Origin of the sequence: Novosphingobium gossypii (assembly GCF_050433305.1) — a bacterium.
Classification (GTDB): domain Bacteria; phylum Pseudomonadota; class Alphaproteobacteria; order Sphingomonadales; family Sphingomonadaceae; genus Novosphingobium; species Novosphingobium gossypii.
The window spans coordinates 43,975-69,151 of the sequence record NZ_JBNPXM010000009.1; the positions used below are offsets into that span (position 1 = coordinate 43,975).

A 25,177-nucleotide genomic window follows, 5' to 3' on the forward strand; every position below is an offset into this window, starting at 1 on the left:
AAGGTGGCTTTGGCCGTCTCTGTTGGCCCCGTTCGGCGTTGCGGCGATCTGGAACACACGAGGACGATGCGATGACCCTGCCCAGAACTCCCAGCCTGCGCCTTGATGGGCGGCGCGCGGTCGTGACCGGCGCGGGCCGCGGCATCGGTCTTGCCGCCGCCGCCGCGCTGGCCGAAGCAGGGGCGGATGTCACGCTGGTGGCGCGTACCGCAGGCGAGATCGAGGCGGCTGCGGCGCGAGTCGCCGCGCAGGGCGGCACCGCGCAGGCCGCAACGCTCGACGTGTCGGACCTTGCCGCCGTCGACGCCTTCTTTGCCGGGCGAGAGCCATTCCACGTTCTCGTCAACAATGCCGGGACCAACCGGCCCAAGCCGATGTGGGAGGTGAGCGCCGAGGATTACGATGCGGTGCTCAACCTCAACGTCAAGAGCGCCTTCTTTGTGGCGCAGGCCTGCGCGCGGCGGATGATGGCGGCGGGGGAAACCGGCAGCCTGATCCACATGGGGTCGCAGATGGGCCATGTCGGCGGGCCGAACCGCTCGCTTTACTGCGCTTCCAAATGGGCGCTGGAGGGCATGAGCAAGGCCATGGCGCTCGACCTTGCGCCGCACGGCATCCGCTCCAATACGATTGCGCCGACCTTTATAGAGACGCCGCTCACCCGGCCATACTTCGAGGATCCGGTGTTCAAGGCCAGCGTCCTGGCCAAGATCAAGCTTGGACGGCTGGGTCGGGTGGAAGACCTGATGGGAGCGGTGCTGTTCCTGGCGTCGGAGGCTTCGGCGCTGATGACCGGGACCAGCCTTGTCGTGGATGGCGGCTGGACCGCCGATTGAGGCATGGTCGCTCTCGCGCCTGTCGGATGATGTCCCCGATCGGATAATTGCCGGAAACCGGGCCGTCGCAGATGTCCGAATGAAACATTGCGATTCCCCAATGTTCAGCCCTTGTCCTTGTTGCACGAGCGGAAGTTGATTACCTTCTGCAAAGGTAGCTCGACGGCTTGCACGTATATCCGCGACGTAAAACAAACGTCGCGTTCCGAACGTCTCTCGGCAGCTTCCATGCAGCAATTGCTCTGACGGGACTATTTTAGGAATGCTGCAAAGCTGGTCATCGCCCACTGAATTGCTCATTCATTATAGTGACATATCGAGTTGGATCCTGGGGGCGTTGATCTTTGCTGAGTGTACTGCGTTGGTCGGTCTCCTGTTCCCGGCAACCATCACGATGATTGGCGTAGGCGGCTTGATAGGTGCTGGCCTGCTTGACCCGATTGTCGCCTCGTCAGTAGCTGTGACCGGAGCTGCACTTGGCGGCACTCTGTCATTCGCAATGGGGCGCTTTGCCGGACCGCATGTCCATCGCTGGGAACGCCTACAGCGGCATCGGGCCGTCGTCCTTCGCTCGGAGAACCTCTTTCGAAGATTCGGGCTCCTGCTGATCTTCGTTGCGCGTTTTTACGCTCCTGCCCGCGCGACAGTTCCGCTGCTGGCGGGCATGATGAAAATGAAGTCCAGGCCCTTTGTGCTGGTCGATACGGTCGCCGCGATTTTCTGGGTATCGATCCTGTTCTGGATCGGAAGCACATCGGCTACGGCCCTCGAAAACGTCTCTGTGGGTTCCACGGGCAAGGTGGCGCTGTTCGTTGTTCTTGCCATCGCGATGAGTTCTGCAGGGACTCTCGGGATGAAGAAACTGTTGAGTGCCGGGTAGCCGACATAGTCCCCGCAAGCGCGATGCATAATCGCGGGAGGTTCGGTGCCGGCGTGAAATGGCACATTCCCAAGGTTGGGGTGCACGGCGTTTCGCGTTAATGCTGCGGCGAGAAGGATTCCTGAAGGCTGCGATGCGCATATTGCTGATAGAAGACGACCTGGAGATGGCTGGCTTCATTGCCGAGGGGTTAGCTGCACAGGGCCACACGGCGTTGATCGCGTCGGAGGGCAGAGAAGGTCTTCGCCGCGCCCAGAGTGAGAACTGCGATGTTCTGATCGTGGACCGAATGCTGCCGGACATGGACGGCGCGGATCTCGTCTTGCAGATGCGCAATCTTGGCCTTTCCGAGCCGATCCTGCTGCTCACCTCGCTGGGCGCGATAGAAGACCGGGTCAAGGGCCTGGGAAGCGGGGCGGACGATTATCTCGTAAAGCCCTTCGCCATGGCGGAACTGTCTGCACGCATTGATGCACTTGGGCGGCGTGGCCGGGGCGGGCTTGGCGACACGGCCGCTTGCGGCACCATCAAACTCGACAGGGTACGGCGCGAAGTATGGCGCGAGGGACAACGGATCGTGCTCCAGCCTCGGGAGTTCGAGCTTCTTGAGCAGCTGGTTCGCCAGCAGGATCAGGTAGTCTCACGCGCGATGCTGCTGGAACAGGTCTGGCATTTCCATTTCGATCCGCAGACCAATATCGTGGAAACGCACATGAGCCGGCTGCGTCAGAAGATGAACGCCGGCTTCGAAGTGGACCCCATCGTCACCGTGCGCGGGGTGGGATACAAGCTGCGCAGCGATGTCTGAAGTGAGACGCCGACGGCTGGGAACCATGACGCGCATCGCCGTCTGGTTCGCCGGATTTTACACGATCGCGACGCTGAGCCTTGGTGCGGCCATATACGTGATCGGTGAAAGCGCCTTGCGCGAACAGCTCGACGATCGCATCGTGGCGGAAAGCGACTATCTTCTGGATGTTCGCAGGCGACGCGGCGTGGCGACGCTGCGAAACACCCTGCAAAGGCGTGACGATCGCGGCGTCAATACCCTGGGCTACCTGCTGGCCGATCATGAAGGCAGGAGGATTGGCGGAGAGCTCACGACAAGAGTTCCACCAGTCGGCTGGAACCAGATCGAGTTTCAGGATCAGGAGGGGCAACGCAATATCGCCCGCGCACTGACGGTTGTGTTGCCGGATGGCGGCAGTCTGACCGTTGCAATGGAGCTGGCACCGCAGCGTGCGCTGCGTCATACCACGGCTCTGCTTCTGCTCGCAGGCCTGGGAGCGACTCTTCTTGGCGGTATCGTTGGCGGTGCATTGCTGACGCGGGCAATCCGTTCACGGTTGAAGGCGATGAATGCGACGGCACAGGGCATCATTTCAGGCGACATGCAGTTGCGCATGCCCGTGCCGCAGCCAGAAGACGAATTCGGTCAACTGGCGGGCAAGCTCAATGCCATGCTGGATCGCAACAGTGCGCTGATCGAGAATCTGCGGCAGGTATCCAGCGGCATCGCCCACGATCTCAGGACGCCGCTTGCCAAAGTACGCCAGCGTCTGGAACGCATGACGTCATTCGTGTCCGAGGACGATCCCCTGCGCGAAGAGGTCGAGCATTCCATAGCCGAGATCGATGGAACGCTCTCCCTATTCAGTGCCCTGCTGCGCATAGCAGAGGTCGAAGCCGGTGCTCTGCGACAGTATTTCAGGCCGTTCGACTTGTCAGGTGCAGTCGCAAGCGTCTGCGAGAGCTATGCAGCGGTTGCCGAAGACAGCGCAAAATCGCTCACTTGCAGCATCGCGCCGGGCGTCTGCCTTCTCGGCGATGAGGAACTGGTATCGCAAGCGCTGGTCAACCTGTTGGAAAACGCGATTCGATACACCCCGACAGGATCGCATATCCGGGTGAGCCTCGATCTGTGGAGAGATCGTGCGCAGCTTGGCGTCACAGATGATGGACCCGGCGTCCCGGCCAGCCAATGGCAACTGCTGACGCAGCGTTTTGCGCGGGGAGACCCGTCGCGCACCAGTCCCGGCTACGGGCTGGGGCTGAATCTGGTCGAGGCGGTCGCCAAGGTACATGGTGGTCGGCTTCGGTTCGCGGATGCTTGCCCGGGGCTTCAGGTGGTCATCGATTTCCCGCTGGTGAGCGCCGGATGCCAATCCCAGGCCACCACGCCTTCTTCATAGTTCGCGAATGAGGCGCAGGCCCGCGCGGGGCCGCCAGCCGAGGCCCACTTCATGTGCGGCACCCACGCCAGCCTGAAGCGACAGGCTGCCACCAAGCTTCTGGTGCAGTTGCGGCATGATCAGCGCTTCCTTGCCGGCTCCGGACTTGAAGTTCACCTCGACGCCCACCCGGCTTGCCGGTGACAGGTCATAGAAGGTCGAATGGTTGAGCAGCAACCGTCCGTGCCCGTCGTCGCCGGAGCTGATATCGCCAGCCCCGGCCATCGCCATCATGCTCCACCGTTCGTTGAAGCGAAATCCCACAAGATAAAGGGCGCTGCTCTCCCATCGTGCATTCTCGCGATTATAGAGGCCAAGGTACTGGACTCCGTGCACGCCCTTTCCGTCGGCGAATGTACCGAACGTGCCCTGCAGGCCCATCTTGTAATCGGTGACCCGCGTGTCTTCCAGGGGAAGCTCCAGTTCGACCGCGAAGCCGTCAACGAGCGCCAGCTCTATCTCCGGAGCCCACTCGACCGCTTTGTGTGGCCCTGACAGGCGGGTCTGCGCCAGGGCATTGACCTCCAGTTCTCCGGCGCGCGCGCCCAGCGGGCGTACCATGTCGAAGACCATCGGTTCCGGGACGTCGGGATAGTCGCGCGCCATCGCCGGGGCGGTCGACGACAGCAGGAAAAAGGCAGCCAGAACTACGCGAATGGGACGCGTCAAAGGACAATCTCCAGATCAGGGCCGGTAGCCCGACGAATTCACCGGAGCGCTATTGCGGTGCCTGCGCGCGAATGACAGACCGCCGGTGTCACATTGGGAAGAACCAATATTTGCCCGGCGGCTGCAGTTACCTGCTGCGCGCCACGCACTTACTCCCGTCGGGACCGACGTCCCCCCGCACAGGTCCGCTCAGCATTGACGCTGTCCCTGGTGACACCGGGTGCACCCGAAACAGGAGAGGCTTTTTCTTCCAGCGTCAATCTATCGCCGAACGCGCCGCTTGCAATGTGATGGCCAGCTATGGGGTCAGGGAAGCAAGCCGTATCCCGCCTGCAGAAGCGGGTCGAATGTCGTCACATCATCGGTGCTCTGGTGCAGAGCCCTGACATCTTCCGTTACTGAGCAGCCGCCCTGCTACAGATAGCGTGCCCGTGCCATCGTCAGTTGGCCGATCACGTCGCTGAGCAGGTATGCGTCGCGTTTTCGGGTCCAGGGTTGAGCCGATTGCGGGTCATATTGCACAGGCAGGCGCACCTGCCGTACCACGGCGGCGTCCATTCCGTTGTCGCGCGAGACCAGAATGCAGCGCTTCACATGATCGCGGTGCCCGACCACCGCGACACGGCCGAGTGCGGCAGCGCTTCCGGCGTGGGCGAGGACGGCTTTGGCAACACCGTCGGTGCTGAGGTAGATCGTCCTGCCATCATCGCCCCTGCTCGGAGAGATCGACACGACGTCGACCATTCCATGCTGGCTGCGCAGGCACTCGGCTATTTCCCATTGCGCGTAGATCCGCACGGGTCGGACCCTGCGGATGGCGTGAACCGCATCGGCCAGCAGCGCGTTGATCGGGCCGGGTTCAGGTGCTTCTTCGCCGTCCGCTAAACCGGTATCCGGATTGACCGCCCCGGTCGCCGATCGGTAGCCGAAGCTGTAAGCCACGACGCTGTCGGCATCTTTCGCCGAAAACTGCGGATAGCTCCAGCGAAAGCCCGCCTCCCGGATACAGGATGCCAGTGTGCGGGCCGTGTCCGCGTCAGCAAGTTCGCGTTCCAGCGTCCTTGCCATGAGCTGCTCCAGAGGGTCCACATCGACCGCTGCAGAGCCGCCACTGGTCAACGTGCCCGCGATGGCGGAACGACCCCCAAGCAGGCTGGCCGTCCCGCCGATCAGAACCCCGCGACGCGTCGTCACTTGGCCGCGTCCGAACATCTGGTCAGGACGGGATTGCATTGCCACCCTCGCGCGGACGGCGCGAGGTGGTAACCGTTCGCGTAGATGTTGGGCGCGCTGAGATAGTCGGTCGAGACGATCTGCGCCCCGCTGGCCAGCGCCGCGTCGCGGCGGGCGGCATTGTCCTGCCGGGCGTCTGCGGTATCGATATCGGCGCGGCTGCGTACCAGATAGCCCTTGCGCACGGCATCGCGGATTTCCTGCCCATGGCTCAGCGCATTGTCGAAGAGCATGAACGCGGTGTGGGCCATGCCGGGCCTTCCCTGCACGAAGGCCATGCGCCCTTGGAGCGACGGGCGGCCTTCAAGGTAAGGAGCAAAAGCCTTCAGGTTCATTGCCGGTACCAGGAACAGGAACACGAACTTGCCGCGTGCCTGACCCAGCGTGGGCCAGCGCCTGGCAAGCGCGGCAGACTCCAGCGTGGGCATCGTGCCACGCAGATCGTCGGGGGTGATGACTTTGTCGCGGCCCAGGATCTCGCGGATCGTGGCGTCCACTTCCTCAAACTGCGCAGCATCGAACGGCGGAACGGGGGTGGCGCCGGGGATTACCCGGTCCAAGCCCGAGAGTTTCGGCTCCAGCAGCACGAACACCGGACTGTGGCCGGGTTCTGTATCCGACCACTGCCGCAGCAGCGTCAGACATGACCGGAAGGTCGGACACTGGCTGCGAAAGTCGAGATCGGCGACATGAAACACCTTGAGCCCCGGCTTTGTCAGCTCATCCCGATAGATCGGGGCCAGGTCCGTCTCGCCTTTCGCGCGCAGTTCGCGGTAGGGCAGCGGGTCGGCGTAGGCGCCGCCGGTTGGATCGGGCTGGAGATCGATCTCCACGCTGCGCACACCGCTGCGCAACTGGGCCTGCAGCGGCATCTGGACGTAGTCCAGAGCCTTCGCCATGTCGGTGATGCCGCTGGGATGTTCGTCCTGCATGGCAGCCGTCTGCTCGGGCGTCATGGCAGAGGTCATCTCCGCCATCAGCGCGCTCAGCCGCGGCGCCATGAACGCCATGGCGCGGGGATCCGCAGGCAGCGCATAGCTGTTGTGCGTGCCCACGACCTGGATTTCATTGATAGGCAGATCTTCCCGCACATCGCGCGCGTCGCCCCAGGCCGCGCTCGCAAGGAGCGCGGCCATCGCCGTCATCGCCATTCCAACTATCGTTCTTTTCATGGTTTGCGTCCCGAAGGGCTGGATGGAGCGATCAGAAGTTCACGTTCACGAAGCCGCCCACGGTGTGGCGCGCATTGGGCGAGGTGTAGTGCAGAAGGCCGAGGACGCCGTACTGCTGCCAGCCAGTGGAGAAGTACTTGTCGAACAGGTTGCGCGCATAGACGCCGACCTCGACCTTACGGTCGGGCAGGGTCACGCTGAGGCGTGCGTTGACCAGGCCGTAGCCCGGAACGTTCGAATAGTCGGGCTGGCCCACGACGGTCCAGTATTCGCTGCGATAGGCGTAGTCGGCATGGGCGCGAAGGCCCATGCCCGATCCGAATTCATGGTCGTAATCGATGGCGGCAGTACCCGACCATTCGGGAGAGTTGGTCAGGCGCGATCCGGTGTAGTTGGTGGTCGCGTTGTAAACGTAATCTGTGAACTTGGCATCGGTATAGGTCAGCGCGCCCGACAGTTGCAGACCGCGCATCGGCTGGACCACCAGATTGCCTTCCACGCCCTGCGTGCGCAGCCCCCCGGCATTGCCGATCACGGTGGCGTTGATGGTGCCGCCCGCGCCATCAGGGATGTTGGTCAGGATGGTGGCCTGGAAGTCCTTGAAGTCGGAACGGAACACGTCGAGGTTCAGGCGCAGCCGGCGGCCGAACCATTCGGACTTGATGCCGGCCTCCCAAGCCTTCACCGTCTCGTCCTCATAAGGCGCATACTTGTTGCCGACGAAGGCGATCCCGGCGGGCTTGTAGCCCGTGGAGTAGCTGGCATAGACCATCAGGTTGTCGGCCAACTGGTACTGCGGCGCGATGCGGAACGAGAAGTTATCCCCTTTCACGCGGCCAAAATCGAATGCCGGGGCCGCGCTGGATGCGACGAAGTTGGGGTTGTAGCCTGCTACCTTCAGCGGGTGGATGGTGACATAATCGAGGCTCTGCGAGTTGTTGTCATGGGTATAACGCCCCCCCAGCGCCACGCTGAACTGCGGCGTGAGGTTGAACTTGAGCTGGCCGAACACCGCCATCGTCTCGTTCACCGAATCGAACAGCGAGGCATTGCCCGGCCTGCCGATGGCGCCGGTCAATGCGATCAGCGTAGGCAGCGGCGTACCGTTCGCGTCATAGAGCGGCGCGCCGCCGGTCGACCACTGCAATTGCGTCTGGCGCGCATGGAGCCGGTTGTAGAACGCACCCACCAAGTACTCGACGAAGCCGCCGGTGGGCGATGCCAGATGGATTTCCTGGCTGAACTTGTCGGTATCCAGTTCGCCCAGGTTGAAGGGGATGTAGGCGTAGCGGTCGTAAGGCGTCAGGCTGGCAGGGGTCGAGTTGTCGTAGCGGGTGGCGCGATAGGCAGTGATCGAAGTCAGGTCATGGTCGCCGATCTTCGCGCTGGCACGCAGCGAGGTGCCCCACTCCTCGGTGATGATCTCGCCGAACGAGGAGTCTGCGGTGTCGGCGCTTTTGGGGCCGGGATAGACGCCCAGTTCGTTGAGGATCGCGGTGACGGCAGCGGGTTGCCCTGAAACCGGCGTACGCACGCTGCTGTCCCAGTGATAGGCGTAATCGCCCGAAAGCGTCAGGTTGAAGCTGTCCGATGGCTCAAGGTAGAGCTTTGCACGACCGCCGTATTCGTGCTGCGATCCGACCTTGCGATCAAGCGTCACGTTGCGTCCAAAGCCATCGAATGCCTGGTCGAAGCCGGAGATGCGCAGAGCGGCGATCGGGCCAAGCGGCACGTTGGCGGTCGCATTGAGAATGCGTTCATCGTGTTCGCCGAAGCTGGCACTGGCGCGCAACGACCATTCGTCCAGCTTGGGCTTCACGGTCGAGACCGCGATCACGCCCGAAGTGGCGTTCTTGCCGAACAGGGTGCCCTGCGGCCCCATCAGCACGTCGATGCGCTGGATGTCGACAAGGCCGGTCAGGCCGTTCGCGCGCTGGCCGTCCATGACCACGTCATCGACGACGACGCTGACCGATTTGGCGTTGGAGAAATCGAACGACGTGCTGCCCACGCCGCGGATCTGGAATGCCGCGCCCTGCGTCGGATCGTACTGCACGCCCGGCATCGTGTACTGCAGGTCCGTGACCGACGTATAGCCGGTCTTTGCCAGCGCCTCGCCATCGATGGACTGGATTGCAAGCGGCACCTTCTGGCTGCTTTCGGCGCGGCGCTCTGCGGTCACCGTGATTTCGGGCAACGCATCATCGGCGCCCACCTCTTCGGCACGGGCGGTCGTGGCCCAGCAGGGCATCAGCGCGCCGGCCATGAACGTCGAGAGAAGGTGGATGGTACGCGTGCGGTGGAAAGCAGACATGGGAGGGCTCCGTCCTGTTGACCGATGGTCTTCGGGACGCAGCCTCTAGGGGCGTTTCATGACTCTTTTGAGGCGTTAGTGCGGTATTCTACGCTGTCGAAAAGGTGATTATAAAACGGATGTGCGGTTCTTGAAGATTTGAACAAGGTCGAATGAATTCAGCAATCCATCCCCGGCGGCAAGGCTCTGAAGGTTGCGACCGATTGATGCCATGACGATTGCCTGCACTTTTGCCCGGTCGGAATTCTCGGAAATTTCCAGCCACTGCGCGATCTGTTCGTGGACGTTCTCGGCGCGCCGGCGCCGCATATCTATGGCGAACGGAACAAACGCCGGGTCGGACAATGCGGCAAGCGCGCACTCGTGCGTCAATCGAACGATGTCGCTGCTGGCGAGCCGGGCGCCGCTGTCCAGAATGCGGCTGCGCATCCGGCGATAGACCGCCTCCACTCCGGCGAAAAGGACGTCGCGCTGGGAAGGAAAATGATGCGCCACGCTGGAGCTTGCCACCCCTGCAGCCTGGGCCACTGTGCGATGGGAAAGCGCGCCAACTCCCTGGCTGACGATGACGTCGGCGATATGATCCGCCAGAACGCCCTTTGCGCCTTCTGGCGGACGGGCCGTGGCATCATGGGCGGCAGAGGCCGGGGCGGCAAGGCGATCGACTAGGGCCATGTGCCAGTTCGTCGGCGCACGGTCTGCAAGCGGCTTGTCGCCACGCAACAGGCCCCGGATCGTCGAATGACGCAGCAGCCGGTAATCCGTTTGCGTACTCAAGAGGATCGTGAAGATCTGTTCGTCCTGGCAGTAACAGGCGATCAGATGGGCCAGCCCCCTGCCTTCCGGCGTCGCCGGCAACAGATCGCACCAGAGCGCTTCCATGCCCTCCATGAGCGCCGCCATTCTGGGGAGCGTATCGGGTTGGCGACTTGCAAGCAGCGCAAGTTCGCACGTCACGATCGCCGACGTGCGCCTCGTTCCTGCGCCCTCATCCAGCCATTCACAGACAAGGTCGGGAAGTGCGCCCAGAGCTAGTGGATCGTGCCCTGCCGTCCGGTCTCGCCATTCGGCGCGGGTGTTCGACAGCAATTCGATCTCTCGTTCAAGCACGGCGATGATCAGCGATCCGCGATCCCCGATGCGATGGCTGATGGACCCCACCGACTTCCCGGCTTCTTCCGCGACGCCGCGCAAGCTCATTCCGGCCAGCCCCTTCAAGGCGATGACGCTGCGTGCAGCGTCGGCGATGCCGGTGATTTCCCGCGACTGCGATCGGGGGCGAGATGTGCTGAATGCTGCCATCCGACACGGAATAATGCCCTCGCGCCGCCCGTCCAGTCAGTACCGACCGGGCATGCCGCGGATATTGGCCCGGCCCTGGTTCACGGGCCCGCCCGGGCAGGCCATGGCAGCCGGTGGATCGTCAGTTATCTGGCGAAATCGGGGGGAAGCCGGCCCCAAGATCGACTACCGATTCAACAGCCAGACCCCGCGCTTCCAGACGCGCGCGTAAATCCTGCTCCGAATTGGCGCCCGCATCGTCGGACGTTTCGTAAGATAGCGTCATCCCGCCGTTCGTGCCGCCGTCGATAATGACGTTCTCGACCGTGTAGTGGCGGGGGTCGAACTGGACATGGCTCTGCGCGGAACCCGCCTGAGGCAAGCCAAGGCGCGCGGCGAACTCGGCCATCATGTCCGAGCTCGCGATGGGTGGCGATGTCAGGGGGGCGGCATCCTGCGGCATATGCGCGCCGGCTTTCGCATCCTGAGCGGACATTGCCGCGACTGGGGTGTCGTCACTCGCCTGCTGCCCGGGCTTCGTCCGATCCAGCGGAGCGGGGCTTGTCCATCCGTCTGATGGCTGCGCGAGCGTGGCCTCCACATCCGCAACGATGCCTTTTTCGTCCTTGCCCTTGCGATTTCGGGCCAGCGACAGGGCGAACTGCTCGGCAGGGTCAAGGCCGGTACGCGACTGGTCCGGAAGGCCTTGCTGGCGAGGAGGCGGCAGGTCCGGGCGTGAAACGTGCCCCGAGGCCGCCGATGAACGCGCAGTCTCGATCACAGGAGCGCTCCCCTGGCGGAAAGTGCGCCATTCTGGCTGACATCGTCGCTCTTGCGGGCGCGCTGCTTGACTTTGTGTTTGCGCGCGAGATCCAGCTGGTTCTCTGCCACATCCAGCCGCAGGTTGGCGCGATGATGATCGCTTCGGGCTTTCGCAAGATCTTCACTGGTGCGCCGGACCGCGTCGGTGGCGTCCAGTTCCTGACGGGAGAGGGCCTCGATCGCGCTGTGCCGCGTTATCAGGTAATCGTGCAGCAGCGCATCGACGGGCGCCGAGGCGCGCAGCCTGAGGGCTGCTTCGTGACGCTGCTCTTCCGACATCAGCTCATTGCGGCAAAGCTCCAGTTCGGCCTGGCGCAGTTGGTGGTCGCGGGCACAGGCGATGAACGCCTGCTCCTGCCGCTCCCGCTCGCGACCGCGCACCCGCACGAGGATGCCGAGCTGGTCGATGTCACCTGCCGGGGGCTGGCTCATGCTTCAATTCCTCTCAACAGTGTCAGGGTCTTTTCGAAGGGTGTTCGGTCGTGGCTGGACTGGCGCAGCAGGGCTTCGATCCCCGCACGCGCGGCGAGGGCCTTGTCCGCCAGCGCATCCTGCCCCGGCCTGTAGTCTCCCAGCTGCAGCAGGAGTTCGATGTCGTCCAGCTTGGCCAGCATGGCGCGCAGGGCCTGTGCGGCCCTTTGCTGCGCAGGCGGTGCGATCTGGCCGAACAGGCGGCTCTGGCTGGAGAGCACGTCGATGGCGGGATAGTGGCCCTTGGCAGCCAGCTTGCGCGACAGGTAGATGTGTCCGTCCAGCAGCGAACGCACTTCCTCGCCCACCGGATCGTCTTCCTCGTCTTCCAGCAGGACGGTGTAGATGCCGGTGATCGCGCCCTGCGCATCGGCCCCCGCGCGTTCGAACAGGCGGGGAAGTTCGGCGAAGACCGAAGGCGGGAAGCCGCGCCGCACCGGCGGTTCGCCGGCGGCAAGGCCGATCTCGCGCAGGGCGCGGGAAAAGCGGGTCACCGAATCCATCAGCAGCAGCACGTGCAGCCCTTCGCGGCGAAAGCCCTCCGCCATCGCCGTCGCCGCATGGGCCGCGCGGGCGCGTTCCAGCGCCGGGCGGTCGGACGTGGCGACGATGACGACCGAGCGCGCAAGCCCTTCCGGCCCCAGCGTGTCCTCTACGAATTCGCGCACCTCGCGGCCACGTTCCCCGATCAGGGCGATGACGGTCACATCGGCGCGCGACTGTCGGGCCAGCATCCCAAGCAGAGTGCTCTTGCCGCCGCCCGCCGCCGCGAAAACGCCCATGCGCTGGCCGCGTCCGATGGGCAGCAGGCCGTCCACGGCGCGGATGCCGGTTTCCAGCATCGTGTCGATGCGCGCACGGTCCATCGGATTGGGCGCCGGGGCGTGAAGGGGCTGGCGCATGTCCGTGACGATCGGCGGGCCGGCATCTAGCGGGTTGAACCGCGCGTCGACTACGCGCCCCAGAAGGGCCTGCGCCACTGGTACCTGATCCTCGCCCACGCGCAGGATCACTTCGGTTTCGCTGGACAGCCCGCGCAAGTCGCCCATTGGTGCCAGCAGCACGTCGCCGTCGGCAAGGCCGACCACTTCGGCCAGCAGCGTCGGTTCGCCCGCGCCGTCCAGCAGCGCGCATGTCTGGCCAATCCGCGCGGTGATGCCGCCGACGCGGATGGCGGTTCCGATGGCGCCCTTGACGCGGCCCCGCTGTTCGTAGGGGGGCGCCTCGGCCAGCTGGTCGAACAGGCTGCGGACCTGACTGTCAATCGACATGGGCGGCGCTCCACCGATGTTCTATTGCGGCGATCTGGCGGTCGATGTCGGCGATCACCCGTCCGGACGCGGTGACGACCCGGCACTGGTGCGGCAGCAGTTCGGGGTCCGGCCGCAGCGTGACCGGCACCGCGCGTTCGGTCTGGGCGAGGGCGTGGGCCACCGTGTCCGCCATCTCCGGCGCGACGTGGACCTGAATGTCGTCTGCTGGAAGCACCGAGGCGACCGCGCGCCTGGCCGCGCCGACCAGCATCGCCTCCTCGCCGATGTCATCGACCATGCGGCGCAGTGCGGCCAGCGCAAGGTCGGCGATCTGGTGCTCCTGCGACAGGCGATCGTCGGCGGCCTGGACCGCGATCCCGGCCACGGCAGCGGCGAAGGCGGCGCGGCCCTGCTCCTCTCCCTGCCGCAATCCCTCGGCGCGGGCAGAGCGCTCGGCCTCCGCACAGCGCAGTGCGACCTGATCGTGAAGCGCATGAAGGTGAGCCAGAAGCGCGCCCGCTTCGCGCAGGGCCTGCGTGTCGCGGGCCTTCACCACCTTGCGCGAAGTGGCGATCAGCGCACGGCCGTCGTCGTGGATGAGGTGGAAGGTCACAGCCGCAGCAACCCTTCCGCTTCGGCGACATGGCGAGCGGCCTCGGCGTCTCCCGCAGGGCTCTGGCCAAGGCTGCGGGCAAGCGGCTGGGGAAGGCCGTGAAGGGCCAGCCGTTCGCCTTCGCCGGTCAGATCCTGTGGAGAGGGCAGGGTGCAGGTGCCGCTGCCGCCCAATGCCAGCGCCCGTTCGAACACGTCGTCGCCGACGGAAGCGGCGTAGAGGCGCAGCGCATTCCCGGAAATCACCTGCCCCAGCGCATCGCGGGCGGACAGCAAGGCGGTGAGCGCGAAGACACGGTGCTGGTCCGAAACGTCCGATGCCGGCCATGCTGGCCACCGCGCCACCTCGGACAGGCGCGGCGTGGCATCGGCCGCGGCACCATTCAGACGTGCGGCGAAGCGTTCGGCGCGGGATCGGACAAGCCCCTGCGACCGGGCGTACCGTGCCGTGCGCAGAAGGGTCGCGCGGGTCCGGGCTGCGCGCCCGCGCTTCATTGCGTCGTCTCCGCCAGTTCGCGGCTGGCCGCGGGTCGCGGCGCGCGGCGGCGCATGAACAGGGCGAAGATCAGCCCGCCGATGCCGGCCAGACCCAGCGCGCCGGCCACCACGGGCGTCCCGAGCTTCATCATCGGCCCGGCAGCTTCCTCGGGCGCGGCCTGGCTGGGGACCATCACCACCGATACCCGCTCGTAAGCCAGTCCTTCGATTGAGTTGGTGACCAGCGACTTGATCGCCCCGGTCTGGTCGCGCAGGTCGTAGCCCGGCTGATACTTGACGAACACCGCCGCCGACGATGGCTTCAGTTTGTCGGACAGCGGGTCTGCTTCCGGGATGGCAAGATGGACGCGCGCCTGGACCACGCCATCGATCTCGCTGACCGTGTGGCTCAGTTCCTGCGAAAGGCCGTAGACCAGACGCGCGCGTTCCTCGGTGGGTGAGGAAACGAAACCCTTCTTCTCGAAAACCTGACCAAGCGAGGCGAAATCGCCGCGCGGCAGGCCCTTGGCCTTGAGCACCTCGACGGCGTGGGCGAAGTTTTCGGGATCGACCGAAATGCTCCATTCGCCTTCGCCACCGGACGTCTTGGTGGCGGGAATGTCGGCCTGCTGCAGAACAGCGACGGCCTCGTTGGCCTCACCTTCCTGCAACTTGCCGTAGACTTCCTGAGACCCGCAGGCCGACAGGGCGAGCATGAGCGACATCGCGGTCGTGACCGCCAACCATGGGCGACTTGCGGGCATTGCTTGTATCCTCAACCCTGCTGCCGGAACAGCTGCTGGACGCCTTCCGCGCTGCGGTTGGCGATGTTGGAGGTGAGCTGGCAGTGGAACATGAATTCCTGGCAGCGCATGGTCAGCTGGACCACTTCGCCCGGCGTCATTTCACTGCCCGAGCTTTGGGCGGTGCGGGCATATTCGGTGACGCTTTTGGCCTCGCCGTTCACCTTGTCGAGCATGCCCATCATGTCGCGCAGGGCCGGGGGCACGTCGCCCGCCCCGCCGACGGCATTCGTCAGCGCGGCGTCGAAGCGGCCGGCAAGGTCGCCACTGGCCTGCGGAGCCGGCTCCGGCGTCACCGCAGGCCCCAGTTCGCTGATGCGCGGCGGCGGGGCGGCGCTGGCCGCCGCGATGCTTTCCACCGCCATGGTCAGCTCTTGCGCGCCATCGTCTCAAGCGCCTTGCCGACGCTGTCGAGCGAACTGTGCGAGCTGTTCGAGAGGAAGCTCATCTTGAGCGATTCCGCCGTCAGCTCGGTGATCTGCGACGGGTTGTCGCCGCCGGCGTTGGCGACCATGTCGGACCGCTGCTCGATCTGCGCGGCCTGGCTGTCGAGCGCCTTGCCCCAGGCGGCGGCGAAGGCTTCGAACCAGTTGTCGGGAGAATCGCCCTGCTGCATGCGGTTGCCGGTCAGCGGCGTCGCGGCGAGCATCGAAGTGTCGGCATTGACGGAGAGATTGGCCATGATTTCAGATCCTTTCCTTGAATTTCAGAGCTTCAGGTCTTCCATGCGGCCGTCCTTCTGAAAGCGGACGGAATCCTTGCCGACGGACACCAGCGTGTGCCCGGTGGGCAGCACGGCGCCGGGGAACCAGCGCGCGCCGTCGGCGGTAACGATGTAGCCGGGGTCCGGCACCAGCGTGGCCATGCCGGTGGTGCCCGCTCCGAAGAACGCCTGCAGCGCATTGCCGCCGCGGCTGTCGTCGATCCGGTAGGTGACCCGCTCCAGCCCCGGAAGATCGCGCTTGAGCAGCTGGGTCAACTCCGCCTGCTTGTCGGCGGGCATGAACGCAGTCGCCACGCTCAACGCACGGGGTGCGGAGGGAACCGGTTCGATCGCGGCATCGATGCCCTGCGCCTGCAAAATCTCGCTGGCCGCCGAAGCCAGACCGGCGCTGGTATCGACGTCCAGCGTCACCGGAACGGCGGCGTCGGAGGCGAGAAGGCGCAGCCGCTCAAGGTCCGCCTTGCTGGATACCAGCCCGCTGACCACCAGCCCTCCGGCGCCGTTGCGGGCGACGGCAAGGCCGGTGATGCCTGCATCCGCAAGCTGGTCCTCGAAGCTGGCAGGCTCCTGACTGCTGGCGGCGAAATCGGCGTGAAGCAGCGCGGCGGCGGCGATGACCAGCAGGCCCGAGACGGCGGCCAGCGCCAGTCGCGGTCCACGCACCTGCACTTCCAGGTCGCGCCACCTCTCGCGGCTCATGCGGGCGATGCGATCGGCCAGACCGGGGGCGGGCAGCGGCTCCACCGGGGCGGCGGCGCGCGATGTGGCCACCCGCTCGGCCTCGTCCCACCGGGTGCTTTCGCGCGTGCCGTGGGCCAGTACGAATTCGCCAAGGCGGAACGGCAGGAAGCTGGGCAGCTGCGCTTCCTCGCCGTTTTCCAGGCAGCGGCCCAGCAATTCCACCCGGCCTTCCACGACCCGCAGCATGGCGGTGTCGCCATCGCGGCGCAGTTCGACCACCGTGCCGCGCGTTCCCGCGCCGCGCAGGACCACGTCGTTGGCAAGGGCATGGCCGATGCACAGCCGCTCGCCCGCGCGCAGGGGATAGTCCTTGCCCGCAAGCCGCCCCGCCACCACACGCACGACATGCGCGTCCATCACGGCAAGCGGCTGCGGCGTGTCCTCGGCGACGCCGATGGAGGTGAAGCTGTCTTGCGCAAGGGTGGCCATTACTTCACCTCTCCGAAGTTCGGCGTGGGCAGAGCGGGAGACGGCGCGGCGGACAGGGGAGTGGACCCCTGGTGCGATACGCCGAACGCTGCGCCGCCCGCAGAGGCCGTCGCGGGAGCAGCGGCGTCGAGGTCGATCAGACGCGGGGTGATGAGGAACAGGCGCTCTATGCGCTGGCGGCGCTTGGTGGTGGACTTGAACAGGTTGCCCAGCACCGGAATGTCCTTGAGCAGCGGGATGCCGCTTTCGGCGTCGTAGTCGGAATTGACCGTCATGCCGCCCAGCAACAGGCCCTCGCCCTCGTTGATGAGGGCCTGGGTGTTGACGCTGGCGCGTTCGACCACGGGAATGCGATCAACCCGGCTGTCAAGCACAGAGCCGTCCTCCACGCCGATCACCATGCGGATGCGCGGGCGCCCGTTTTCCGAAAGGACGTGGGGATTGACGCGCAGCACCGTGCCTGCGGTGACGTTGAAGAGGTCCACCTGCCGGTCGCCGGCCACGCGCACGTAGAACGTCCGCGACCGATCGAATACCGCCTCCACGTTGGACAGGGTGACTAGCTGCGGCCGGGATACCACACGCGCCGCGCCCTTTTCCGCCAGCGCCGAGATGCGGCCGATGAATTCGCGGTTGGAACCGATCACGCCGCCCAGCGACAGGCCGGAATTGGCCGCGCCGGTGTTGGCGATATCGGTCAGCGGATTGCCGGTGCGCCGCACGATGTCGCCGCCGAACACGGAGTTGAAGCCCTCCGAACGGAAGCGCCAGTTGATGCCCAGTTCCTGAAGGCGGTCCACGTTCAGGTCGATGATCGTGGCTTCGAGCTCGACGATCTGGGGCCTGACATCCAGCGCCTGCACGAGTCCTTCGTAAGCGGGCATGTTCTCGGGCCGGTCGCGGACGATGACGGCGTTGAGCGCCGGATCGATGGCGATGCGCGGCCCCTGCTGCGGCAGGTTGCGCGGCTCACCGCGGGCGTCCTCCACTGCCGGACGCGGGGGGATGCCCAGGTATTCGTCATCGTCGTACGGGGTGGAGCGGCTGGCATCGGGCGCGACCGAATCCAGCCCCTTGCCAAGCAGGCGCGGCTGCGACTGGCGGATGGCAACGTCGCTGTAACCTGCGGTTATGCCCCCCGCAACGGCGCCGTCACCCATCACGCGCGACAGCGTTGCGCCGACGCCCGGCACCCGGATCTGGCGCCCTCCGGCGTTCAGCGTCGTGTCGTCTGCGCGGGCATAGCGCAAATAGAACACGCGCAGTTCGTAAGGCTCTATCGTGCCGACGCCGCTTTCGACAAGCCGGGGATAGGCGGTGCCCGGCGGCGCGATCTGGCGGGTGCCCATGGTCGGCTGCAGGCGGGTGAGCGAATTCGCCATCTGCTCCACCTGATCGAGATAGCGCGGCACACCCGACGCCATCACAAGGTCGGGCGCGGCCCGGCGCAGGCGGTTGTTGGCGTCCATCAGCCCGGCACCGCGTACCTTGGTCGCCAGTTCGTCCGACCGGCCCGCCGGCACCGAAACGGAGCGGCTCTGCACTTGCGTGGCGCTGTAGACCGTGGTGCTCGCCCCATCGCTGTAGGCGACGAGGTTGAAGGCCTGCGCCAGGCGCTTCCAGATCTGGTCCGGTTCGCCATCGAACTTGCCGTTGACCTTACCCGTTACTTGCGGGTCGATCGTCACGTTCTGGCCGGATGCGGCGAAGAATTCGCGCAGGAATTCTCCAATGTCCCGGTTGCGCGCGGTCAGCGTCACCGTGCGGGTGCTGAAGGCCGGCTCAGCCGCGAACGAGGGGAGGGGCTGGGAAAGCAGGGCAAAGGAAGCAAGGGTGCTGCGCAGTTTCACTCGGCGGGCTCCATGCGGTTGTCTGCGACGGCCAGAGGCGTGCGGTCGAGCTGACCCACGACATCCAGCGGCATCGTCGGCGAAAGTTCGTTGAAGGCGAGGATGGGCACGTCGAACAGCTCACCCCCGGTAAGGCGGCGCAGCACGCGCCGCAGGTCGTAGGCGACGACCACGGCGCGCGCGCCGCTGCCCCGCACCTCGTCGGCGATCATGCCGATCAGGATGCGTCCATGCTCCGGCTCCATCGCAAGGCGGGCTATGCCGTCGACCTGGCGCACGTTGTCTTGCAGGAACCGTTCCAGCTCCAGCCCGACGACAAGCACTTTCAGCCGGCCATCGACGCAGTGCGGCGGCGTCAGATAGCGCTTGAGGGCGACGCGGGTACGGTCGGCGAGGGGCAGGGCGGCACGCTCGGACTGTCCGGCCTCGGCCAGCGCTTCCATCACGTCGCGCATGTTGCGCATCGGCACTTCCTCTTCGGCAAGGAGGCGCATGACTTCCGCGATCTTGGGCGCCGAAACCGCGCGCACCACTTCCTTGACGACGTCGGGGTGCGTGGCGCCCAGCTGATTGAGCATCGTGGTGACTTCCTGAAGGCCCAGGAACCGGCCCACGTTGCGGCGCAGGATGCCTTCGATCTCAAGGCACACGCGATCCTCGAACCCGTCCTCGTCCAGTACACCCGACCCTGCGCAGGCATCGTAAAGGTACAGCGCCCAGGCTCTGGCGGGGGCCTGCACCTGAACGATCTCGGCGGACGGCAGGGCGACGCCAAGGCGGTGCTGCAGCGTGCTCAGCACCCGTACGACCCCGGCGTGAAGGGCGCGCATCTGCGGCGCGCTAAGGCCGTCGCAGGCGATTTCAAGAACGAGGGGGCGCACCGGGCGCAGCTGTTCCGGCTCCGCGGCCAGCACGTCGGGCGCCGTGGTCTCGACCGCGCACAGGGGGGCCAGCTTGCCGTCGATCCACGTGCGGGAGAGCGGATGCTGCCACGCCCCGCCACCGGCAAGCGCCAGCGCAAGCCCCAGGAACACCAGCGTGGGGAAGCCAGGGATCAGGCCCAGCAGCACGCAGAGCGCGGCGCCGGTGAACAGCACCCGCGGCTTGCTGGCGATCTGCGCGGCGATGGCGGGGCCAAGGTCGGCCTCGCGTTCGTCGTCGGTCGTGCGGGTGACCAGCAGGCCCGCCGCCATCGCGCTCAGCAGCGCCGGAAGCTGGGCGACGAGGCCATCGCCGATGGTCAGGATGGAATACGTGGTCGCCGCTTCGCCCGCCGACATGCCGTGGTACATCACGCCCACCGCCAGCCCGCCGATCAGGTTGACCAGCACGATGATGATCGAGGCGATGGCATCGCCCTTCACGAACTTCATCGCACCGTCGAGGCTGCCGTGGAGCTTGCTTTCCAGTTCCAGCGTACGGCGGCGCTGGCGCGCCTCGTCCTTGCCGATGAGGCCCGAACGCAAGTCGCTGTCGATGGAAAGCTGCTTGCCCGGCATCGCGTCCAAGCTGAAGCGCGCGGCCACTTCGGCGACGCGCTCGGCGCCCTTGGAGATCACCACGAACTGCACGATGGTGATGATGAGGAACACCACCAGCCCGACGACGAGGTTCCCGGCCGCCACCATCTGCCCGAACTGCTCGACGATGTGCCCAGCCTCGGCATGGGCCAGGATCATGCGCGTCGTCGCGATCGAGAGCGAAAGGCGGAAAAGGGTGCTGAGCAGCAGCACCGTGGGGAACGTGGAAAAGTCGAGCGGCTTGGACACGTAAAGCGTGCTCAGCAGCAGCAGCACGCCCAGCGTCATGTTCGTGGCGATCAGGATGTCGAGGACCAGCGGCGGCAGCGGCAGGATGAGCAGGCCGACGACGGCGACGACCACGCCGACCAGCAGCGTGTCCGCTGGCCGCAGCTTGCCCAGCGGCAGGCGCGAGAGGAAGGCGCGGGCTGTCACCGGCCCGTGCTCGCCAGACGCAGGTCGCCGTAGCGGCCCATCACGTTGGTGACGTAGGCCTGCGTTTCGGCGAAAGGCGGGATGCGGTTGCCGTAGCGTTGCACCGCGCCCTCGCCGGCGTTGTACGCGGATAGGATAAGCGCAAAGTCGGTGCCGAAACGCTTCTGCAGTTTTTTGAGATAGCGCGCCCCGGCATCGAGGTTCGTCGCCGGGTCGAACAGTGCGGCGGGCGTGACGCCCAGCATCGCGCCGGTCGACGGCATGATCTGCATGAGGCCAAGCGCCCCCTTATGGGACCGGGCCTGGGGCCGCGCCGAGCTTTCCTGCGCGACCATGGCATGCAGGAACAGCGGATCGATCCTGTAGCGCGCCGCCACCTGACGGATCTGCCCGTCGTAAGCGGGCTGCACGATCAGCTTGCGCCGGGTGCGGTTGTACGTGATCTCTTCTTCGGGGATGGCATCAGTATTCGGCGCGGTGCGTAATTTCTTCTTCTTCGCACCGGCATCGTCCTTGGACTTAACGCCGATGATACGTGCGACCGGGGGCAGCTGATCGACGCTGGGTGTCCGCGCCTGCACGATGCGATCGGAGCAGTTGCTCAGCGCTTCGAAGCGCTGGGCAGACTGTGCGTTCGACACACGCACGGCATTGTTGACCGGACAATCCGCGAAATACGATTTGTCCTTCAAGTCCTTCGCCTGCGAATCGCTCGCAGGATACGTCAATAATGCAAGAGCGGTCGCTGAAAACAGCGACGGCCAATTCTTTATGCAAGACATGACAAAATATCCCCTCACATGCTGAACTAGTCAGCGGGTGAAGTCGGTTCGCCCAACCTTGATCGTCATCGTCTGTATTTAAGGTTGCGCCAGATGGGCGCTGTGTAGTCGCGGCGTTTCCTGTCTCGTGTTGCGGTGAGTTGAAAACCCGGTTTGCGATGAACCGTGCAAACACGTGGGTGAACGTGGAAACGTTTCAGTATTTTGGCAGTTACGCGGCCTCATTGTGACAGCGCTGCTACCACTCGACCTGAAGTGTTCCAAAGTAACACTTTGACAAAGGCTGTAAAAATTTCCGACGCGGTTGACAGAATGTGGAGCCATAGCCCTATATTGGGGCTCTGGTCGGAGTCGCCCGCTCTACCTCGAAGTTGATCCTGGGATTATTCCTCAGGTGAACCTTCAAGGCCCAACTCAAGTCATCGTCATTTCGTCCTCCCGGCAGAATTGCCGTTGCTGGAGCGTGGAATGGCAGAGAAGAACGACGGCGGCGACAAGACCGAAAAGCCCACAGCCAAGCGCTTGCGCGATGCGCGGCAGAAAGGCGACGTCGCCAAGTCCAAGGATTTCGGAACCGCCATCGGCATGATCGCCTGGCTGGTGCTAGCCATGGGCGCGACCGGCTACGTCGGCACCCGAATCGCCGAGTTGATGCGCCATGTCGTGACTGGCGCCGCCAGGGGAGAATTCCACTCAGCCGTGGGCGCTTTCGGCGCGGAAGCGGCATGGCTCACGCTGATCGCCGCCGGGTTTACGCTGGTGCCTGCGGCGGTGGTCGGGCTTGCAGGGGAGTTCATGCAGGTCGGCGTGCTCGTCACCACCGAGAAGCTCAAGCCGAGCCTCGACAAGCTGAACCCGATGTCCGGTTTCAAGAAGATGTTCAGTATGGACAGCCTGTTCGAACTGGCCAAGACGCTGGTGAAGGCGGCGATGATCCTTGCGGTGGGCGGCCTGGTGCTGCTGGGCGCGCAGGACCGCTATGCGGAAATCCTCAACGCTGCCAGCTGGCGCCCGCTGGGCGGGATGGGGCCGATCGTGGCCGCCGAGGCCTTCGACCTGACGCGGTCGCTGACGATACAGCTGATCCTGGGCACGATGGGCGTGTTCCTGCTGGTCGGCGCCGCCGACTTCGCGTGGTCGCGCCACCGCTACATCAAGAAGATGATGATGAGCCGCCGCGACATCAAGCAGGAGCACAAGGACAACGAGGGCGACCCGCACGTCAAGGGACAGCGCCGCCAGATGCACGAGGAATGGGCGAACCAGAACGCGGTGGGCGCGGCGGGTGCGGCCAACGTGCTGCTCACCAATCCGACCCATCTTGCCATAGCGCTCAACTACGATCCTGATACCTGCCCGGTCCCGGTGATCGCCGCCAAGGGCGAAGGACCGCTGGCCGCCGCCATGCGCCGCCGGGCAGAGGAAGAAGGCGTGCCGATCGTGCGCAATGTCCCGCTTGCGCGCACCATCTTTGCCACCGCCAACGTCAATGAACTGGTGCCGGCGGATCACTTCGACGCGATTGCAGAGATCATCCTGTGGGCCCGGCGTGCACGCGCGGGCCAGTCGCCGATGGAAAGGGAGGACGTGGCATGAGCTTTGGCGCGGTGTTTTCCAGCCTGCTGGCGGTGGTGCTGGCGCTGGTCGTGGTGCTGGCGCTGGCGTGGGCGGCGATCAAGCTGCTGCGCCGCTGGCAGGACCGCTTCCAGCAGGGCATCGAGGATGCGGGACAACCCATCCGCTTTCTGCGCGCGATGCCGCTTGGGCAGAGCGAACGCGTGGTGCTGATCGAGGCGCAGGGCGAGGTCATGCTGGTGGGCGTCACCCCCGGCGGGATCAGCCTTTTGGCGCGTTGGCCGGAAGGGTCCGAACCGCCCGTCTCGTTCGACAATCGGGAGAGCGGATCATGGAAATGACCCCTGCGCCCCTGCTGGGCCTTCCGCAGGTGCCGCCGCTGGAAGCCGAGGCGCGAACGGAGCTGCTGGCGGCGCTGAACGGCTGCGTGTTTGGCCGTGAGATCCTGCAGGCGGGCATCGTCGATGCGGCGCCCGCCGCGCTCGCGTGGTTCGTCTGCCGCAACGGGGCGGCATTCGCGTTCGATCGGCTGGATGGCGTTCCGCTGCACCTTTCCCCCGCCGACACCGCGCGGGGCGTCGAGGTGCTCGACACAGCCGAGCCGATGCTCTGCGCGCTCGAAGCGGCGCTCGGCATCGAGCTTGAACCCGAAGCGCTGGAACAGGCAGCCCCGCCGGGCGCCGAACGAATCCTGCGGCTCATGCCGGGCAAGGAGACGTGTTTCTACCTTGCGCTGCCAACGGGGCTGCGGCTGGCACCCAGACCCGCGCCGTTCTCGCCGGGCCTGCTGCACCACGTCCCGCTGCCGGTGACGATGCGGATCGTGGGCCCGCGCCTTTCGCCGGTTGAAGCTGCGGACATAGAGCCCGGTGATCTTGTCCTGCTGGGCCCTGGTCCGCTGCAGGCCATGCTCGATGTGCCGGGGCGGTCCCGCCTTGAAGGTCGCTACGATCCCGCAGCGGCCTCGTTCCACCCCCATCGCCCTGCCGCAGATGCGCCGGCCCCGGCGCAGCCAGTCCCGCCGCAGGACACTGCCAAAATTCCCACCGCGCAAGTCCCCACCGCGCTCCAGGAGCATCCCCTATGACCGACACGCTTGCCGATACCCAAGCACCCGTGAGCGGCCCTCCCGAAGACGCCGCCGTCGAAGCCACGGCCACTGGCGCCACCAGTGCGTTCACCGTCCAGTTGCAGGTCGAACTGGACCGCATGGAGGTGCCGCTGGGGCGGCTGCAGGCCCTGAGCGAAGGCGCCGTGCTGCCGCTCGAAGTCGCCGAAGGACCGATCCCGGTGCGCCTGATCGTGGGCGCGCGACAGATCGCCACGGGCACGCTGGTGTCGGTGGGCCCGGGTTACGGCGTGCTGGTTTCCGGGACGGAGTGAACGATGGACCTGTCAAGCTTCACGCCGAGTTCGGCCCTTGTCACCGTAGTGCTGATCGCGCTGGCGCCGTTCTTCGCCGTCATGGTGACCAGCTTCACCAAGATCGTCGTCGTGCTCAGCCTGGTGCGCAACGCGCTGGGGCTGCAGCAGGTGCCGCCTAACATCGTGCTCAACGGGCTGGCCCTGATCCTGTCGGTCTATGTCATGTATCCGACAATCCAGAACATGCAGGCTGCCGCAGCCGCACCGGGCACCGCGCCTGTTGCGGTCGAACAGGGGAGCAACGCAACCCTTTTCGCCACGGCGGACAAGGCCAAGGAGCCACTGCGCAAGTTCCTTCTGGAGCACAGCGAGCCGGGTGAGCGGGCGTTCTTTCAGCGCACGCAGGCCCGCGTGGCGCAGAAGTCGGGCACCGCGGCGGCGACGGCTACCGATTTCGTGGTCATCATCCCGGCCTTCGTGGTCAAGGAACTGACCGCCGCATTCCAGATCGGCTTTCTGATCTTCCTGCCCTTTCTCGTCATCGACCTTGTCATATCCAATATCCTGCTGGCGATGGGCATGATGATGCTGTCGCCGGTGACGATATCCCTGCCGTTCAAGCTGTTGCTGTTCGTGCTGGTCGATGGCTGGGTGAACCTCAGCCACGGTCTCGTGCTGAGTTACCTGTAGGGGAGGCCGAGC

At 65.3% G+C, this 25,177-nt stretch carries 26 protein-coding genes; 9 read left to right on the forward strand and 17 right to left on the reverse strand.

Annotated elements, in window-relative coordinates; all coding sequences use genetic code 11:
* Positions 1-71 precede the first annotated feature (71 nt).
* The 4 genes from GGR40_RS16075 to GGR40_RS16090 all read left to right on the forward strand — a co-directional run bounded on the left by GGR40_RS16075 (position 72) and on the right by GGR40_RS16090 (position 3,908).
* Entirely contained in the window at positions 72-836 is a 765-nt protein-coding gene (locus GGR40_RS16075; RefSeq protein WP_429277262.1) for an SDR family NAD(P)-dependent oxidoreductase, read from the forward strand.
* A 262-nt stretch (positions 837-1,098) separates the two neighbouring features.
* Positions 1,099-1,716 (forward strand): DedA family protein, encoded by a 618-nt coding sequence (locus GGR40_RS16080; protein ID WP_429277263.1) that lies wholly within the window; start codon positions 1,099-1,101, stop codon positions 1,714-1,716.
* A 133-nt stretch (positions 1,717-1,849) separates the two neighbouring features.
* The gene (locus GGR40_RS16085; RefSeq protein WP_429277264.1) at positions 1,850-2,524 is read left to right on the forward strand and encodes a response regulator transcription factor; all 675 of its coding nucleotides are present in this window, start codon (positions 1,850-1,852) and stop codon (positions 2,522-2,524) included.
* Positions 2,525-2,549: 25 nt separating this feature from the next.
* Positions 2,550-3,908 (forward strand): HAMP domain-containing sensor histidine kinase, encoded by a 1,359-nt coding sequence (locus GGR40_RS16090; protein WP_429277265.1) that lies wholly within the window; start codon positions 2,550-2,552, stop codon positions 3,906-3,908.
* Here the strand turns inward: GGR40_RS16090 and GGR40_RS16095 are convergent.
* The 17 genes from GGR40_RS16095 to GGR40_RS16175 form a co-directional block, all read right to left on the reverse strand.
* Positions 3,903-4,616 carry a hypothetical protein gene (locus GGR40_RS16095; RefSeq protein ID WP_429277266.1) on the reverse strand — a complete coding sequence of 238 codons (714 nt, stop codon included), beginning with the start codon at positions 4,614-4,616 and terminating at the stop codon, positions 3,903-3,905. The two genes, GGR40_RS16090 and GGR40_RS16095, sit on opposite strands and share 6 nt — an antisense overlap.
* Positions 4,617-5,030: 414 nt before the next feature.
* Positions 5,031-5,684 (reverse strand): hypothetical protein, encoded by a 654-nt coding sequence (locus GGR40_RS16100; protein ID WP_429277267.1) that lies wholly within the window; start codon positions 5,682-5,684, stop codon positions 5,031-5,033.
* A gap of 122 nt (positions 5,685-5,806) precedes the next feature.
* On the reverse strand, positions 5,807-6,985 hold the full coding sequence (locus GGR40_RS16105; protein WP_429277268.1) for a Ca2+-dependent phosphoinositide-specific phospholipase C: 1,179 nt from the start codon (positions 6,983-6,985) through the stop codon (positions 5,807-5,809).
* 67 nt (positions 6,986-7,052) lie between these two features.
* Positions 7,053-9,335 carry a TonB-dependent receptor gene (locus tag GGR40_RS16110; protein WP_429277269.1) on the reverse strand — a complete coding sequence of 761 codons (2,283 nt, stop codon included), beginning with the start codon at positions 9,333-9,335 and terminating at the stop codon, positions 7,053-7,055.
* A gap of 108 nt (positions 9,336-9,443) precedes the next feature.
* Positions 9,444-10,637: a TetR family transcriptional regulator gene (locus tag GGR40_RS16115; RefSeq protein ID WP_429277270.1), complete on the reverse strand. Its 1,194-nt coding sequence runs from the start codon at positions 10,635-10,637 to the stop codon at positions 9,444-9,446.
* Between the two features lie 121 nt (positions 10,638-10,758).
* Entirely contained in the window at positions 10,759-11,397 is a 639-nt protein-coding gene (locus GGR40_RS16120; protein ID WP_429277271.1) for a hypothetical protein, read from the reverse strand.
* The gene (locus GGR40_RS16125; protein WP_429277272.1) at positions 11,394-11,870 is read right to left on the reverse strand and encodes a hypothetical protein; all 477 of its coding nucleotides are present in this window, start codon (positions 11,868-11,870) and stop codon (positions 11,394-11,396) included. The genes GGR40_RS16120 and GGR40_RS16125 overlap by 4 nt, the downstream gene beginning before the upstream one ends.
* A complete protein-coding gene (locus tag GGR40_RS16130) occupies positions 11,867-13,180 on the reverse strand; it encodes a FliI/YscN family ATPase (RefSeq protein ID WP_429277273.1) in 1,314 nt (437 codons plus the stop codon). The genes GGR40_RS16125 and GGR40_RS16130 overlap by 4 nt, the downstream gene beginning before the upstream one ends.
* Positions 13,170-13,775 carry a FliH/SctL family protein gene (locus GGR40_RS16135; protein ID WP_429277274.1) on the reverse strand — a complete coding sequence of 202 codons (606 nt, stop codon included), beginning with the start codon at positions 13,773-13,775 and terminating at the stop codon, positions 13,170-13,172. Before GGR40_RS16135 ends, GGR40_RS16130 begins: the two co-directional genes overlap by 11 nt.
* On the reverse strand, positions 13,772-14,269 hold the full coding sequence (locus GGR40_RS16140; RefSeq protein ID WP_429277275.1) for a hypothetical protein: 498 nt from the start codon (positions 14,267-14,269) through the stop codon (positions 13,772-13,774). Before GGR40_RS16140 ends, GGR40_RS16135 begins: the two co-directional genes overlap by 4 nt.
* A complete protein-coding gene (gene sctJ, locus GGR40_RS16145; RefSeq protein WP_429277276.1) occupies positions 14,266-14,976 on the reverse strand; it encodes a type III secretion system inner membrane ring lipoprotein SctJ in 711 nt (236 codons plus the stop codon). Before sctJ ends, GGR40_RS16140 begins: the two co-directional genes overlap by 4 nt.
* Positions 14,977-15,026: 50 nt before the next feature.
* Complete coding sequence (locus GGR40_RS16150; protein WP_429277277.1) at positions 15,027-15,419, reverse strand: hypothetical protein; 393 nt, start codon at positions 15,417-15,419, stop codon at positions 15,027-15,029.
* A 2-nt stretch (positions 15,420-15,421) separates the two neighbouring features.
* Complete coding sequence (locus GGR40_RS16155; protein ID WP_429277278.1) at positions 15,422-15,736, reverse strand: hypothetical protein; 315 nt, start codon at positions 15,734-15,736, stop codon at positions 15,422-15,424.
* 24 nt (positions 15,737-15,760) lie between these two features.
* Positions 15,761-16,948, reverse strand: coding sequence for a SctD/MshK family protein (locus GGR40_RS16160; RefSeq protein WP_429277279.1), 1,188 nt, complete (start codon positions 16,946-16,948; stop codon positions 15,761-15,763).
* Positions 16,948-18,798 carry a type III secretion system outer membrane ring subunit SctC gene (gene sctC / locus GGR40_RS16165; RefSeq protein ID WP_429277280.1) on the reverse strand — a complete coding sequence of 617 codons (1,851 nt, stop codon included), beginning with the start codon at positions 18,796-18,798 and terminating at the stop codon, positions 16,948-16,950. The genes GGR40_RS16160 and sctC overlap by 1 nt, the downstream gene beginning before the upstream one ends.
* A complete protein-coding gene (locus GGR40_RS16170) occupies positions 18,795-20,753 on the reverse strand; it encodes an FHIPEP family type III secretion protein (RefSeq protein WP_429277281.1) in 1,959 nt (652 codons plus the stop codon). Before GGR40_RS16170 ends, sctC begins: the two co-directional genes overlap by 4 nt.
* Positions 20,750-21,445 (reverse strand): lytic transglycosylase domain-containing protein, encoded by a 696-nt coding sequence (locus tag GGR40_RS16175; protein WP_429277282.1) that lies wholly within the window; start codon positions 21,443-21,445, stop codon positions 20,750-20,752. Before GGR40_RS16175 ends, GGR40_RS16170 begins: the two co-directional genes overlap by 4 nt.
* Positions 21,446-22,003: 558 nt before the next feature.
* On the opposite strand from GGR40_RS16175, the gene GGR40_RS16180 reads away from it, so the two are divergent.
* The 5 genes from GGR40_RS16180 to sctR are packed head-to-tail and all read left to right on the forward strand — an operon-like array spanning position 22,004 to position 25,165.
* Positions 22,004-23,131, forward strand: coding sequence for an EscU/YscU/HrcU family type III secretion system export apparatus switch protein (locus GGR40_RS16180; protein ID WP_429277283.1), 1,128 nt, complete (start codon positions 22,004-22,006; stop codon positions 23,129-23,131).
* On the forward strand, positions 23,128-23,451 hold the full coding sequence (gene fliO / locus GGR40_RS16185; protein ID WP_429277284.1) for a flagellar biosynthetic protein FliO: 324 nt from the start codon (positions 23,128-23,130) through the stop codon (positions 23,449-23,451). Before GGR40_RS16180 ends, fliO begins: the two co-directional genes overlap by 4 nt.
* Positions 23,442-24,197: a hypothetical protein gene (locus tag GGR40_RS16190; RefSeq protein WP_429277285.1), complete on the forward strand. Its 756-nt coding sequence runs from the start codon at positions 23,442-23,444 to the stop codon at positions 24,195-24,197. The genes fliO and GGR40_RS16190 overlap by 10 nt, the downstream gene beginning before the upstream one ends.
* Positions 24,194-24,493, forward strand: coding sequence for a FliM/FliN family flagellar motor switch protein (locus GGR40_RS16195; RefSeq protein WP_429277286.1), 300 nt, complete (start codon positions 24,194-24,196; stop codon positions 24,491-24,493). The genes GGR40_RS16190 and GGR40_RS16195 overlap by 4 nt, the downstream gene beginning before the upstream one ends.
* 3 nt (positions 24,494-24,496) lie before the next feature.
* Positions 24,497-25,165, forward strand: coding sequence for a type III secretion system export apparatus subunit SctR (gene sctR / locus GGR40_RS16200; protein ID WP_429277287.1), 669 nt, complete (start codon positions 24,497-24,499; stop codon positions 25,163-25,165).
* The last annotated feature ends 12 nt before the right edge of the window (positions 25,166-25,177 follow it).